We start from the raw sequence: 14,544 nt of genomic DNA, 5'->3' as shown, positions 1-14,544 counted from the left end.
AGTTCCGTTAGCGCAGTTGGTGAAAGTACGTTAGCGGGGTCGGCGAAAGCGCGTTAGCGCATTCGGCGAGATGCGTTTGCGAAAGTGGTCAATTTTAGATTAGCGCTAACAAGAAGCAGTATGCCGCCATCGCCCGCGCCATCTCCGAGTTCACCCCGGTCTATATGTGCGCCAACCAGGTCGACTACGCCAACTGCAAGGCCGTCTTCGAGAACGACGAGAACGTCACCGTCGTCGAGATGACCACCGACGACGCCTGGTTCCGCGACACCGGCGCCACCTACGTCATCAACGGCAAGGGCGATAAGCGCGCCAACCACTGGCACTTCAACGGCTACGGCGGCCTCATCGACGGCCTCTACTTCCCGTGGGACAAGGACGAGCAGATCGCCCTCAAGATGGCCGAGCTCTCCGGCTGCCGCCGCTACCGTCCCGACGACATGATCCTCGAGGGCGGCTCCATCACCGTCGACGGCGAGGGCACCCTCGTCGTCACCGACCAGTGCCTCCTGTCCCCCGGCCGCACCTGCTCCGCGGTGCTCGAGGAGGAGGAGGACCCCGAGTCCCTCTGGCCCAAGTACCGCAAGAAGTTCGAGCCCTGGAGCGAGGAGCTTCGCGAGTACATGACCGAGCACCTCAAGGACTACCTCGGCGTCGAGAAGGTCATCTGGGTCAAGGAGGGCATCGACCCCGAGGAGACCAACGGCCACATCGACGACGTCGCCACCTTCATCGCCCCGGGCGTCATGGTCTGCATCTGGACCGACGACCCCGAGTACCCGTTCTACGAGCAGTGCCACGCCGCCTACGAGACCCTCTCCAACGCGGTTGACGCCAAGGGCCGCAAGCTGAAGGTCTACAAGCTCTGCATGCCCGTGAAGCCGCTGTACATGGACCAGGCCTCCTGCGACACCATCGACGCCGACGAGAACGCCGAGCCGCGCGTCCCCGACGAGCCGCTGATCGCCTCCTACATGAACTACCTCGTGACCAACCACGGCGTCATCGTCCCGCAGTACGGCGACGAGAACGACCAGCTGGCCGTCGACACGCTCCAGGAGATCTACGACGAGGTCTGGGGCGAGGGCGTCTACAAGTGCGTGGGCGTCAAGTCCGACCAGGTCGTCTACGGCGGCGGCAACATCCACTGCATCACGCAGCAGGAGCCGTCCGCCTAATAGCCCGGCTTGCCGGGGCGCGGTGACCCTCTTTCACGGGAGTCCGCCGCACCCCGGAGGCCCGGCCGGCCGGGCTTTCCCCGGGCACTCCGCTGCCTCCACACCGGAGTGCCCCTCCCCTTCGATTGGATACCCGTCTGGCCTGGGACCTATCGCGGGTTAGGCCTATTGTTCGCTTGGATATCCCAGGTCAGACGCGTATTCAACTGTCGAAAGTTCCCGGTCGTATACGCGGCCGTCTTGATCGGAGTATCTATGTACCAGCGTATTTAATTACTGCGCTGGAATAGAACACATGTTTGATAAATTAATTTAGCATCAGACAGCGGGCGCAGTTTCAGTCGAATCCGTGCCCGCTGCTGTATGTGTGAGCAGTGTGAACAGGGGACGTAGCCCCGTTCACACCTGGACCCATGTCGGCACCGGTCAATGCCCACGATGCTTCTGCTTGCGCTTCAGCTTCCGCTGCTCGAAGCGCGCCTCCGCCTCATCCGCGCGACGCTGACTTCTTGCTTGAGCCGACTCCCGCTTCATCGCTTCCCGCTGCGCCGCGAGCGCCTGTTGTGCCTTGGTGCTCACCGCGGGCCGTTTAAGGGCTTTCGCTGCCTCGCGAGCGCGCCGCTTGGGGTTCTTCGCGGGCTTGCTTGTCTCAGTGGTCTTGTCGCCGAAGAACGAGAGCTTCTCCCATTTGCCGACAACGAATCGCAGGATCTCCTCATCGGACGGCTCCGCGCCGAAGACGATGCGGGCGACGCCGTATCTGCCGTCCTCGACATGCTCCGCCAGCCCGACCCAGAATTGGCCGTCGTGATATACGGTCAGGGTGGACGACACACTGATCTGCATGGTTGGTTCCTCCTTTATGTAGATGACCATGCAGAGAAGGGACAACCAAGGAGGCAGGTTACTGATGCGGACCCCCGCACGCCCACGACTACCCGACGGGGACTGTGTTTTTATTTCTGGTAGTTGGATTGTAGCACGCGCAGACGCGCCCTTCATCGCTGGCGACATGACATGGTTGGGGCTTACCACCCGACGCGCCCTTGCGCATATCGTCTTCTCATTTTCGAAACTTTAAAAGACCTTGAGTTTCGAAACCGCGAAGGAGAGTTTAAGCAAGAGACGACGTTAGCTCTGAGTCGACGCTCGAGAAGGGGCTCTCGTCGCTTCTGTCCATCAGGGATGCATTCACGAAGGTCCTCATCGCCCGCACGAGGCGCGGGCCTTATACCCGGGAGGGCGTTCTCGTGCTGGATCTCGCGAGGTGACTGCTCGGCGAGCAGGAGTTCTGAGCGTCATACGGGGATATCGCTCGATAGGGCACGCAGGGCCGTTTGTGCTCGCACGGGAAACGTCGTCGCCGTATGGGCGGCCAGTCGCATCCGATTAGTCTTTTGTTAAACAGACCTTTCGAGTGCGCACGAAGTGATTGCGCCAACAACGAAGCCCCAACCTGCTCGCTAACTCATGGGCAAGCCACCTGAGACTACTCATTTTCCCTACTAGCAATGAAGGCCTGCGACCTGCAGTTTTGCAAACTGCTTGAAAGGCGCCTGCGTTGATTCGCTTCCTATTGCAGCTGGCGGCTCGCACACGAAAAGGCACTTGAGTTTCAAAGCGGGCGTTTTCGTCGATATCGAACCTCTAAAGGCTGTCCGCCGTGCCCTTTGGGAATGAATGATGGGCTTATGTCTGTTCCACTTTATGCGACATTTTGTCTATAGGGATGATGCTGCTGTAATGCATGGGGCCCGGAGCGCGGCATTTACTGCGCTCCGGGCCTCACTGTTTTGAGAGTTTATGGCGGCTCTGCCGTCGTCCTAGTCAAACAAACTCGGCATGTCGTTTTCTTTCATGAGGGCACCGGCAGAGGGGAGACTCTGCGCGGTGAACTTCTCGGCCGAGACGCCGGCGCCAAGGATTTCCTCGGTCGTGCCGACGGTGGTGACCGAGCGACCCTTCTTGGCGGTAAAGGCCTGGACGCCCTGCGTGTTGGTGGTCGTCTTGGTCTTGAGCAGCGACGTGTTGAAGTTCATCAGGCGGTAGTCGCTCGAGACCAGCGCGAGGTCGCGATCCTCCTTGAGCACCTGTGCATACAGCAGTTTGCTGCCGCCGTAGATGGCGTTCTTGAGGCGCTTGCGGTTGGTCTTGGTGACGTATCCAGAAAGCGCGACGCGCACCACACGACCGTTCTCAAAGACGAACAGCACGTCGGCCTTGTAGTCCTCGGGGTCGATGACCCAGATGACGCTCTCGTCGGGTTCCATCTCGAGGTCGGTGGGCAAGTACGAGCCCAGCTGGGCCGACTTGGTGTCCTCAAACGCTGCGACCTTGCACTTGTACACCTGGCTCTTGTTGGTAAACACGAGCAGCTCGTGCGTATTGGAGGACGGGAACTCGATAAAGGGCTTATCGCCGTCCTTGTACTTGAGCGTCGCAGCCTTCTTGAGTACGCGGTCCGTCATCTTCTTAAGGTAGCCCTCGCGCGAGAGCATGATGGTAACCGGATATTCCTCGACCTCGGGCTCCAGGCTTACCTCGATGACCTCGTGAGGCTCAATCCTGCCCGTGCGGCGCGGCATCACGTACTTCTTGTTGACCGCAGCCAGCTCGTCGCTGATGACCTTCTTGATGTTCTCCTCGCTGGAGAGGATCTCCTCTAGCTCGGCAATCTCACCCTCAAGCTTAGCGATGTCCTTGGTGCGGTTGAGGATGTACTCCTCGTTGATGTTGCGGAGCTTAAGCTCGGCAACAAACTCGGCCTGGGTCTCGTCGATGTCGAAACCCTTCATAAGGTTGGGCACGACCTCAGCCTCGAGCTTGGTGCCACGGATGATGGCGATGGCCTTGTCGATGTCGAGCAGAATCGCCTCGAGGCCGTGCAGCAGGTGCAGGCGCTCGGACTTTTTGCCCAAGTCAAAGTTAATGCGACGACGCGTGGACTCAATACGCCACTTGACCCACTCGTGCAGGATCTGGCGTACGCCCATAACGCGGGGGTAACCATCGACCAACACGTTAAAGTTGCACGAGAACGAATCCTGCAGCGTAGTCGAGCGATAGAGCTTGGCCATGAGCTTATCGGGGTCGACACCGCGCTTAAGGTCGATGGCGATACGCAGGCCCGAGAGGTCAGTCTCGTCGCGGATGTCAGCGATCTCCTTGACCTTGCCCTCTTTGGAGAGCTTGACGATGCGATCGATGATGACATCGGTCTTGGTGGTGTAGGGGATCTCGTAGACCTCGATGATGCGCTCTTCGGGAATCCAGCGCCAGCGGGAGCGGATCTGGAAGCTGCCAAGGCCGGTCTCGATAATCTTTTCCATCTCCTCGCGGCGGTAGATAATCTCACCGCCGGTCGAGAAGTCGGGCATGGGCATATATTCGAGCAGATCGCAGTTAGGATCCTGCAGGTAGTGCATGGTGGCGGTGCAGACCTCGTTGAGGTTGAAGCCGCAGATGTCGGACGCCATGGCGACGCCGATGCCCTTGTTGGCCGAGACAAGGATGTTGGGGAACGTGGTGGGCAACAGACGCGGCTCCTTCATGGCGCCGTCGTAGCTGTCGACGAAGTCGACCGGGTCTTTGTCGATGTCCTTGAAGATCTCGGCACTGATGGGGGCGAGCTTGGCCTCGGTGTAACGTGAGGCGGCGTAGCTCAGGTCGCCCGAATAGTACTTGCCAAAGTTGCCCTTCGACTCCACGAAGGGGGCGAGCAGCGCCTCGTTGCCGGTGGCCAAGCGCACCATCGTCTCGTAGATCGCGGCGTCGCCGTGCGGGTTGAGCTTCATGGTTTGGCCCACGATGTTAGCGCTCTTCTGGCGCTCACCTTTGAGCAAGCCCATCTTGTACATGGTGTAGAGCAGCTTGCGGTGCGAGGGCTTAAAACCGTCGATCTCGGGGAACGCACGCGAGACGTTGACGCTCATGGCGTAGGGCATGTAGTTGACCTCGAGCGTCTGCGTGATCGGCTGATTGGTGACCTCGGAGTGCAGGCCGATGACGTTCTCGGCGTTGACCTGCTTTTTCTTTGGCTGGTTCTTCGTCTTCTTCTTTGCCACGATTTCCTCTTGAACTTCTTATGGGCCGTCGTTATCGATTTGCTGCTACTGCAGGTCCAGCTGGTCCAGGTATTCCTTGCCGTGCTCCGAGATATGGCGCTTGCGGCCCGCCTCGTCGCTGCCCAGCAGAAGGTTGAACATGGTCTCCATCTTGGTGACGTCTTCGGACTCGACCTTGATCAGACGACGCGTCTCGGGGTTCATGGTGGTGAGCCACATCATGTCCGGGTCGTTCTCACCAAGACCCTTGGAGCGGTTGATGGAGCACTTCTGGTCGCCGATCTCCTTAAGAATGCCGTTCTTCTCGAGCTCGGTGTAGGCAAAGTAGGTCTTTTCTTTGCAGTTGATCTCGTAGAGCGGCGACTCGGCGATATACACGTAGCCTTCGTCGATAAGCGTGGGCACCAGGCGATAGAGCATGGTGAGCACGAGCGTACGGATGTGATAGCCGTCGACGTCGGCGTCCGTACAGATGATGACCTTGTTCCAGTTGAGGTTGTCCAGGTCAAAGGCGCCCAGGTTCTTGATGCGCTTGTCCTTGATCTCCACGCCGCAGCCCAGCACGCGCATGAGGTCCATGATGATGTCGGACTTAAAGATGCGCGGATAGTCCTCCTTTAGGCAGTTGAGGATCTTGCCGCGGACGGGCATAACGCCCTGGAACTCGGCATCGCGCGAGGTGCGAATGGCGCCTGCTGCCGAGTCGCCCTCTACGATGTAGATCTCGCGACGGCTCTTGTCCTTGGAGCGGCAGTCGATGAATTTCTGCACGCGGTTGGCCATGTCGGTCTTCTGCTGCAGGTTGGTCTTGATGCTCTGGCGCGTCTTCTCGGCATTCTCGCGCGAGCGCTTGTTGATGAGCACCTGCTCCATGATCTTGTTGGCGGCATCTTTGTTCTCGATCAAGTAGGTCGAGAGGCGCTCCTTAAAGAATGCCGTCATGGCCTGCTGGATAAAGCGGTTGTTGATGGCCTTCTTAGTCTGGTTTTCGTAGGACGTTTGGGTGGAGAAGCAGTTGGTTACCAGCACCAGACAGTCCTGGACATCTTGCCACTTAATGCCGCTCTCGTTTTTGTTGTACTTGCCCTGTTGCTTGATGTAGGCATCGATGGCGCTGGTCAGGGCGCTACGGGCCGCCTTTTCGGGTGAGCCGCCGTTCTCGAGCCAGGAGGAGTTGTGGTAGTACTCCTGCATCGTGAAAGTGCGCGAGAAGCACATGCAAGCAGTGATTTTTACGTTGTAATCGGGCAGATCCTCGCGATCGCGACCGCGACGGTCGGCCTCGATAAAGAAGGGATCGGTAAGGTAGTCGGCACCGACCTTCTCGAGCACGTAGTCCTCGATGCCCTTGGGATAGCAGAAGTCCTCTTGGGAAAACTCGCCGTCGTCGCCCTCGATGCGCAGCCGGAAGGTCACGTTGGCGTTGACCACGGCCTGGCGGCGCATGGTCTCGCGATACCAATCGTGGGGGATGCTGATGGAGGTAAAGACCTCAAGATCGGGGCGCCACTTGATGGTGGTACCGGTGCGGTCCTCGTCGCTGGGCTCAACCTCGAGTGCTTTCTTTTTGGCGCCGACGACCTTGCCCTTCTTAAAGTGCAGGGAGTACTTGTTGCCGTCGCGCCAAACCGTGACGTCCATGTATTCGGAGGCGTACTGGGTTGCGCACGAGCCCAGGCCGTTGGTGCCGAGCGAGAAGTCGTAGTCGCCGCCCTGGTTGTTGTTGTACTTACCGCCGGCGTAAAGCTCGCAAAAGACGAGTTCCCAGTTAAAGCGCTTCTCGGAGGGGTTCCAGTCAAGCGGGCAGCCGCGGCCGTTGTCCTCTACCTGAATGGAGCCATCGCGAAAGGCGGTAAGGGTGATGAGCTTGCCGTAGCCCTGGCGCGCCTCGTCAACGGCGTTGGACAGGATCTCGAAGGCGGCATGCGCGCAACCGTCGAGCCCGTCCGAGCCAAAGATGACGGCGGGGCGCAGGCGTACGCGCTCCTCGTCCTTGAGCTGGCGGATACTGTCGTTACCATAGTTTGCGGTGTTTTTTGCCATACTCGCTCTCTCGGTGCTCCTTTGCTGCGTTTAAGTCATATAGATAGTCAAGGTAGCATAGCCCAGCCCACAGACGATTCCAACCAACACGAAATCCATCGAACAATCGTTCGGAGTTCGATGAGGTTTCGTTTACTCGCACAAAACCGAGTCGGTATTGTGCGAGTAAGTTTGAATTGCGAACCGAAGTTGTAATGTCCGCATAGCGATGACGAATGAGCCGAGTCGGCGTCTCTCATAAAAGTAACTAGGAGCTAGCGGGGCCTATCCGAATTGACCTCATTGGCGGTATCGGCTTCGAGCGCCGTGCGGCGGGTGCTGTAGGCGACGAGGCCGGCGCCTGCCGCGGCGAGTGCTGCAGCGGCTGCCGTAAGGGGAGCGCATGTATCGCCCGTGCCCGCAAGCGCGCCCGCTTTTCCGGGGCGCTTGCTATTGTTGTGGTCCTTGCCGCTGCTGGAGCTGCTTCCGCCGGAGCCGCCGCCCTTGTCAGTACCGCCGCCACTCGAGCCGCCACCGTCGTCCGCCGTCATCGGTGCATCGTGAAGTCCCGTCGTATCCGCGCTGTCGCATACGCCGACCTGAACTTCGGAGCGTTCGCATGCCGCGTCGGGCACATGAAGCTCGTGCAGTACGGCACCCAGCGCCGAGTTTGCACCCGGTCGAATTTCCTCGAGCGTTACGGGATCGAGCGCCACCAGATTATGCGCCTTCGCATACAGCGTTACGCGTTTGCCCACATCGTCGCTCCAACTCTCGGGGATGGCGAAGCTCATGCGGAACTGTGCCGTGCAACCCGGTGCCAGCACGGCGTTGCCGTTGTCGGCTACCAGCGGGTGCGTTGCAAAACGTGCGCCCAGCGTCTCGAGCGCGTACTTCACGTGTGCCATGTCTTTGGCCGAAGCATCCTCGGCAAGCTCTGGATCGTAGATCGAAACCATGCGTGCGTTCAGTCCGAATCCGATGGATGCGCTGGAGAACGGCTGGCTGGAGCCCTCTCGGTACAGATCGATCGTGCCGGCGGTCAGCAAGGTGTTGCCGTCGTTTCGCACCGTGACCATGAAGGATTCGCCTGCTGCTCCGGGTACCACCGCGCCCGAGGTAGCGACCGCGCCCGTCGGAGTGGCACACGCCACCAAGGGCACTTCGATGCCGTGCAGCTCTGCCTCGCTCTTCTCCGCGCTCACAATGTGCGTGGCGAGTGCGGAGAGTATGCCTCCCGACGTCAAAAATGTCGTTATCTGATCGACGGGATGGTCCAGCTCGCACATCACGAACGGCTCCGTGAACAGATCGCCTGCCAAGGTGCTGGCGAAGATGCGGAAGTGCTTGCCCATCACTGCTACCGGGTTGCCTTCTTCGTCGTAGGTTTGTCCCACCTTGCCATCGGTGTTCTCTACATAGAGCACGCACCTGCCGTTGTTGCTTACGCTAAACGATGCCGGGCCACAGCCTGCGGCACCCACGGGCTGCGTTGCAAATGCCGATGCGCCTCGCGTCCAAGTAATATGCTGCAGTTGCTCGTTGACGGTTGCCAAAAAGCCCGAATGTTGTGGCCATGGCACCGCATGAGGTACCGTGGCGTCTGGTGACATAACGTCCCAGCACGCAATGGACTGGCCGATCACGGCGTACGATGCGCAGCCGCAACCGTCTGCGGTCTCGTACGCAACGGACACCACCATTTTGCCGTTGATATTCTCGGGCTTGCCCAGCTCGATACTCGACGGTGCTTGCGGAAAGCGGAGGATCTGACGGAACGTGAGACTGTCGCCCAAATCATCCGACCACAAGGTAAAGCATTCCAGCGCAACCTCGGCCTCGCTGCCGAGCGCCTTTTCTGCGGTGGTTCCGCGGCGGTGGAGGTAGGCACCCGACAGGCGCCCGTCGACGAGCGTCTTGCCCACCGTGATACGCGGGCACTGCAGACAATGGTAGCCATCCTCCTGAAGGCGGCCGCGCGAGATGCTGCGCCACGACGTATACGACACCACGCGAACTTCGCTATTACTTATGCGCAGGCGCACGACGGACAGTATGCCGGCTGTGCTTGCCGTATCGAAAAGGGTGTTGTCACCGGCGGGGCGCTCGCCCGAGATCAGCAGCACGTAGGCGTCCTGGTTTCCTCTTCCGTCCGTATATTCCACCACGTCGAAGTCGTAATCGAATATGCCGTCGCGCTCCACGTCGCCCTCGCCAAACCCAAGGGGAAAGTCCACGGGAGTGGGAGCGGACCACGTGCCGTTTGCCTTTGTGTGCACCACCAGGCGCGAGCGGCCATTGTCGCCGTAGCGCACCGAGGCGATACGGAACAGACATTCTACGCCGGCAATCATTGCCAGCTTCATGTGGGCTTCGCTGAGCACGCCAGCAAACAGCACGTTGTCGCTCGAGGGCTTGATGCCGCCACGCTCGTCCTCCGATACACCAGCAGAATTGGCGTTGGGGTCCGCAACGGCGTTCGTCGTCTGCCCGATATAGGTGTAGTCATACATCGGCGCGGCGTTTTCGTCGTTCTCTATCAGTGTATGGACGAAATGCTCGATCTGTCCCGTGTCGTCGCTTTCTGCATCCGCCTCGAGCTCAATGCGCGTGACCGCTTGATTCCAATCGCGCACGACAGGCGCGACGTTTACGGCAGTGGCCTTAACCTCGGCGCGTGCGAGCAGCTCGGCGTTGGTGACGATGGTGGCCGATGCGATAAATTGCGGCACGCCGCCTGCCTCGGCGTTGCCGGCCGTGCCGAAGCGGGCATCCAACGTGTAAGGCGTATCTCCACCCAATGCGAGCTCAGAGCGCTGGAGCACATACTGGTTGCCATTGTTCACCGACATATTCCACGAATCGAGGAGTGTGGGCCACGACCCCGACCAAGCCTTGGTGGTCCACTTGAACATTACGAACTGGAGTATCACATCGACATCGACGTCTGCACCTACGCGCAGTCGCGGAAGCTGGTGTCCATCTGCCTTCTCGTACCCAATGAACAGCGTGAGGGATGCGGCGCCGCGCACGGCAGACGAAGCGACGCCTGCAACGCCGGCGCCAAAGGTGACGGCAAGCCCGATCTGGATGGTGAACGAGCCCGAGGTGTTTGAATAGTCGAGCGAAATGTTTTTAAAAAACGCCGCGCCGCTGCCGTGCGTGTGGGCACCCACGGCGAGCGCCAGCTTCGCCAGCACCCAGGGGTTGACGTTTAGGAAAAACGGCACCGGTCCTAGGGTAAACTGCTCGGTCCAATTGAGGTCGGTTCTTACCTGGAAGAGGGCCTTAATATTGCCAAATGCGGGGTCGTTGTTGTCACCCCAGGTTTTGCCCACCCAGTCGTAGGCGAGCGATCCGTACAGCTGTGTGGCGATATTCATCGTAAAACGCGGCGTGCAGTGGTGACGAAGCAGCTTAGTGTTCCTTGGATCGGTGCCCGAACCGGCACTCATACTTTTGTACTGATTCCACTTCCCCTCCATCTCGTCGAGGTAGCGGTTTGCCTGCTTGGCGCCCGACTCTCGCGGTGACTTCTTCCAGTATTCCGGATCCGGATTGCCCGAATCGTTCATGTAGCCGACCGGTTTGTATCCTCCGCCAAACAGCACGTATCCGGCAAAAGAGAAATTAAACATAATGGGGAACGAGGGCATCCAGCACGTGAACTTATTTCCGCCGATGCCGGGAAACGCCGCCGGGAAATCAAACGGAGTAATCTCTTGGTCCATGGTGGTGGGGACGATAGTGGTCGAACCCGATTCTGCCTTTGCGGCCGGCGCGGTGACAACGGCCATGGGGGAGGAGAGTGTATAGGTCTTGCCCTGATAGTCGAGGACAAAGCGCAGCTTGCATCCTTCCTCCAGAAGGCCCGAAGCTGCATCGAGGAACGTGTCTTCGAGTGTGAACGTTGCCAGATTATCCGAACCCGATGCACTGGCCTTGACTTGGCCAATTTGCGTGACGGTTTCGGATGAGCTGCTCGTGGCGGGCATTACCTTGTTGATGCACAGCGTTGCCTGTCCACCCTGTGGCAGATGTGCCTGCACGGTAAAGGCGTGCGTGTCGGGTTGGTCGTTTCCGGCGTCGTCCTTCGGCAGTGCCATGAACGTGGCGTCGGCGTACTGGATGTCCCACTCGTCGAACGTAAGCTGGCGAAAGTACGGCTCACCGTCGGAAAGCGGACGTGTGGGCGCGGTAATGGCGGTGCCGCCCTGGATGCGCGTGAGGGGGATCTCGACATCACGGTAGCCCGCCATGCTGATGGAGATGCCACCGTTAAAGTCGTACGCGTCGAGAAGCGTTGCCTGGTCCACGTAGCCTTCCGAAAGCGGCGCGACCTCAAAGATGGCCGTGCCCTCGTCGTCGGTAGTGGCGGAGATCTGCTTGCCCGCGGCATAACGCGACGCGAGCGTGACCTGGGCTCCCTTGATGGGCATATTCTTGTTGGCGACGTCGACCACGACCACACCAAACATGGTGCGCGTGAGAACGAGCACCTTGAAGGGGTCTTCTTCGTCGGCATAGGCCTCGGTGGGGGCGAATGGCAGTATGAAGGCGTTTGCGCTGCTCGGCACGCGAGGCAGCATGATGCCTGCCAGCGAGGATGCTCCGGCGATAAGTAGCGAACGACGATCAAGCATTTTGGGCTCCCATCCCGCAAATAACGGAGGAAATAATCCTATTTTGCGAGAAGGTGCCCCGTGGCGGTAGTGCCGTTCAAGGGTCAAAATGTCCAAATTGATCGAGCGAAGCGCCGGGTTCCGGAACGCGTTCGATGCGCTTGGCAGCCCGGTCGCTAACGCAACATATGCGCGACCAGCTCGGCGCGAGTTCCGATACCAAGCTTGGCATACACTCCTGATAGGCGGTTTTTAACAGTGCCCGGCGATACTTCCATGTGGCGTGCGATTTCGGCGTTGGTCCATCCGCGGCAGGCGAGCATGGCCATGGTGAACTCCGTGGTCGTTAAATCGTCGGCCACGTCCTCGCCCGAATCGGGGTTGTGGATGCGCCGCCAGCCGTAGCTGAATCGATACGTAATCTCGATGATGCGTGCGAAATCGTCAGGGTATTGCGCTTTTAGGCACGCCTCGATGAGCCCCTGTAAAAGGCCGTGGTGCTCGCCAATGAGCTCGATAAGGCCGTCGGGGCGCGCAATGTCCCAAGCGGCTCCGAAATGTGCCTTTGCGGCGTCGATGTCCTTGAGGCTCATGCATGCCATGGAAGCCGCCAGGTGCAGGAACAGTTCCGAGATGGGATAGCTTCCCTGTTTCATGATCAGGGCATTTTCCACCATGCCCAGGCTGCGGCCGTATTCGCCGCGCAGATACAAGGCGTGCGCCATCACGTAGCTGGCGAACAGGCGCAGGCCTTCGGGCAAATGCGCCGCAAGCGGATAAAACTCTTCGGCGGAATACGGGGAAGGCAAGTGCAGCAGGACGCTCGCGGCCGAGGCGAACAGGGTGTGCACGGCGTGGACGGCAGGCGATTCCTCGTCGGCCGGCGTATCGAGGATGCCAGTAAGGCACCGGCGGGCATCGGCGATACGGTTGAGCGACAGACTGGCGTATCCGCAGATAAAGCATGCGGAATAGCGCAGTGCGGGGTCGGTGGCGTCAAGATAGGGGCGCGCCGTCTTGGCAGCGAGGGTGGCCTGTCCGCGAAAGTACAGCGCTTCTGCCGTGGCAATGGCGCGCGAATCGGGGTCGGAAATGCCTGCAACCGCAGCGTCAATCTGCCCCGGCACAAAGGCGGTGCACATCAACGGCATGGGAACGCAAGGGTAGCCATCGCAGTCCATCTTCCATCTCCCAACAGCTGGCAACAATAGCAGCAATTGTACTCCTGTTACTCGGGACTGGAATTTGCGGGTATGGCATACGATTACGCAGAACGTATAAAGGAAGAGTCTATTGGCGATGCTGCCAAGGTGGCTACCGAAGCCTAGCTGAGCTCGACAATAGGAAAAATTGCCACCCCTGCAAAAAGCTTTGTCGCAGCGATGGGAAACACATCTTGTTCTGCATATAATGAGGTCATATGACGGTGCGTTTGCATACGTGTGACGCATTCCCATCGAACCGAAAAGGAGCTTTGCATGGATTCCAACAAGCGTCCCGACGACATGGTGCGTATCACCACTTCCGAACTTGCCCAGGTGTTCATCGATGAGCAGATCGCTGCAATCCGCGAGCAGATCGGCGACAAGAAGGTCCTGCTGGCCCTTTCCGGTGGTGTCGACAGTTCGGTTGTCGCGGCCCTGCTCATCAAGGCCATCGGCAAGCAGCTTATCTGCGTGCACGTGAATCACGGCCTGATGCGTAAGGGCGAGAGCGAGCAAGTCGTCGACGTCTTCAAGAACCAGATGGACGCCAACCTGGTCTATGTGGACGCGACCGATCGCTTCTTGGATAAGCTCGTGGACGTCGAGGAGCCCGAGGCCAAGCGCAAAATCATCGGCGCCGAGTTCATTCGCGTGTTCGAGGAGGAGGCCCGCAAGGTTGGCGACGAGGTCAGCTTCCTCGCCCAGGGAACCATCTACCCCGACATCCTGGAGTCCCAGGATGGCGTGAAGGCCCACCACAACGTGGGTGGCCTGCCCGAGGACCTGCAGTTTGAGCTTTGCGAGCCCGTCAAGCTGCTGTACAAGGACGAGGTCCGCGTCGTGGGCCGCGAGCTCGGTCTGCCCGAGAACATGGTCGAGCGTCAGCCGTTCCCCGGTCCCGGCCTGGGCGTCCGCTGCCTTGGTGCCATCAGCCGCGACCGTCTTGAGGCGCTGCGCGAAGCCGACGCCATCGTGCGCGAGGAGATCGACAAGGCAGGTCTGACCATTTGGCAGTACTTCGCCGTGGTGCCCGACTTCCGTGCCACCGGCGTGCGCGAGGGCAAGCGCGCCTACGACTGGCCCTGCATCATCCGCTGCATCAACACCGTCGACGTGATGACCGCCGAGGTGCCTGAGCTCGACTGGGCACTGCTCAAGCGTATTACCGCTCGCGTCACAGCCGAGGTTCCCGGCATCTGCCGTGTGTGCTACGACCTCACGCCCAAGCCCGTCGGCACCGTTGAGTGGGAGTAAGCTTTTTGGGCTGCTTTGATCATAGTTCCATGAATGGGGAGGCCTCGCGCGATTGCGCGGGCCTTCTTTTTCGAAAAGAGCTGCCGTCGTGGTGTTACCACTGTCCATCGTGCTTGTCATCGCCTCTGGTGTTGCTCCTGAGCAGGGCTGGTTTGCGACGAGAACTAGCAGGGCTTGTTGGCGGCACGAGCGAAGCAGG

Annotated in this window: 7 protein-coding genes; 2 read left to right on the top strand and 5 right to left on the bottom strand. The window is 59.6% G+C overall.

Features of this window, described 5'->3' with window-relative positions:
• Positions 1-98: 98 nt before the first annotated feature.
• Positions 99-1,178, top strand: a complete 1,080-nt coding sequence (locus ACTNBY_RS07675) for an agmatine deiminase family protein (RefSeq protein ID WP_441064033.1) — start codon at positions 99-101, stop codon at positions 1,176-1,178.
• Positions 1,179-1,604: 426 nt separating this feature from the next.
• Here ACTNBY_RS07675 and ACTNBY_RS07670 read toward each other — a convergent pair whose 3' ends face one another.
• The 5 genes from ACTNBY_RS07670 to ACTNBY_RS07650 all read right to left on the bottom strand — a co-directional run bounded on the left by ACTNBY_RS07670 (position 1,605) and on the right by ACTNBY_RS07650 (position 13,067).
• A complete protein-coding gene (locus tag ACTNBY_RS07670; RefSeq protein ID WP_441064031.1) occupies positions 1,605-2,024 on the bottom strand; it encodes a YjdF family protein in 420 nt (139 codons plus the stop codon).
• Positions 2,025-3,001: 977 nt separating this feature from the next.
• Complete coding sequence (locus ACTNBY_RS07665; RefSeq protein WP_441064029.1) at positions 3,002-5,242, bottom strand: DNA gyrase subunit A; 2,241 nt, start codon at positions 5,240-5,242, stop codon at positions 3,002-3,004.
• Positions 5,243-5,287: 45 nt separating this feature from the next.
• A complete protein-coding gene (locus tag ACTNBY_RS07660; protein WP_441064028.1) occupies positions 5,288-7,285 on the bottom strand; it encodes a DNA gyrase/topoisomerase IV subunit B in 1,998 nt (665 codons plus the stop codon).
• A gap of 254 nt (positions 7,286-7,539) precedes the next feature.
• The gene (locus tag ACTNBY_RS07655) at positions 7,540-11,907 is read right to left on the bottom strand and encodes a hypothetical protein (RefSeq protein WP_441064027.1); all 4,368 of its coding nucleotides are present in this window, start codon (positions 11,905-11,907) and stop codon (positions 7,540-7,542) included.
• A gap of 155 nt (positions 11,908-12,062) precedes the next feature.
• The gene (locus ACTNBY_RS07650) at positions 12,063-13,067 is read right to left on the bottom strand and encodes a helix-turn-helix domain-containing protein (protein ID WP_441064026.1); all 1,005 of its coding nucleotides are present in this window, start codon (positions 13,065-13,067) and stop codon (positions 12,063-12,065) included.
• Between the two features lie 297 nt (positions 13,068-13,364).
• On the opposite strand from ACTNBY_RS07650, the gene guaA reads away from it, so the two are divergent.
• Complete coding sequence (gene guaA / locus ACTNBY_RS07645; RefSeq protein WP_441064025.1) at positions 13,365-14,345, top strand: glutamine-hydrolyzing GMP synthase; 981 nt, start codon at positions 13,365-13,367, stop codon at positions 14,343-14,345.
• The last annotated feature ends 199 nt before the right edge of the window (positions 14,346-14,544 follow it).

This window comes from Collinsella sp. HCP28S3_E12 (genome assembly GCF_052065595.1).
Classification (GTDB): Bacteria; Actinomycetota; Coriobacteriia; order Coriobacteriales; family Coriobacteriaceae; genus Collinsella.
Note: the sequence above shows the minus strand (reverse complement) of the source record. Positions and strands in the feature narration are given on the sequence as shown.

Excerpts from the sequence above, each read along its gene's own strand:
- ACTNBY_RS07650 (WP_441064026.1), bottom strand. The coding sequence starts at position 13,067 with ATGGACTGCGATGGCTACCCTTGCGTTCCCATGCCGTTGATGTGCACC.
- ACTNBY_RS07660 (WP_441064028.1), bottom strand. The coding sequence starts at position 7,285 with ATGGCAAAAAACACCGCAAACTATGGTAACGACAGTATCCGCCAGCTC.
- ACTNBY_RS07655 (WP_441064027.1), bottom strand. The coding sequence starts at position 11,907 with ATGCTTGATCGTCGTTCGCTACTTATCGCCGGAGCATCCTCGCTGGCA.
- ACTNBY_RS07670 (WP_441064031.1), bottom strand. The coding sequence starts at position 2,024 with ATGCAGATCAGTGTGTCGTCCACCCTGACCGTATATCACGACGGCCAA.
- guaA (WP_441064025.1), top strand. The coding sequence starts at position 13,365 with ATGGATTCCAACAAGCGTCCCGACGACATGGTGCGTATCACCACTTCC.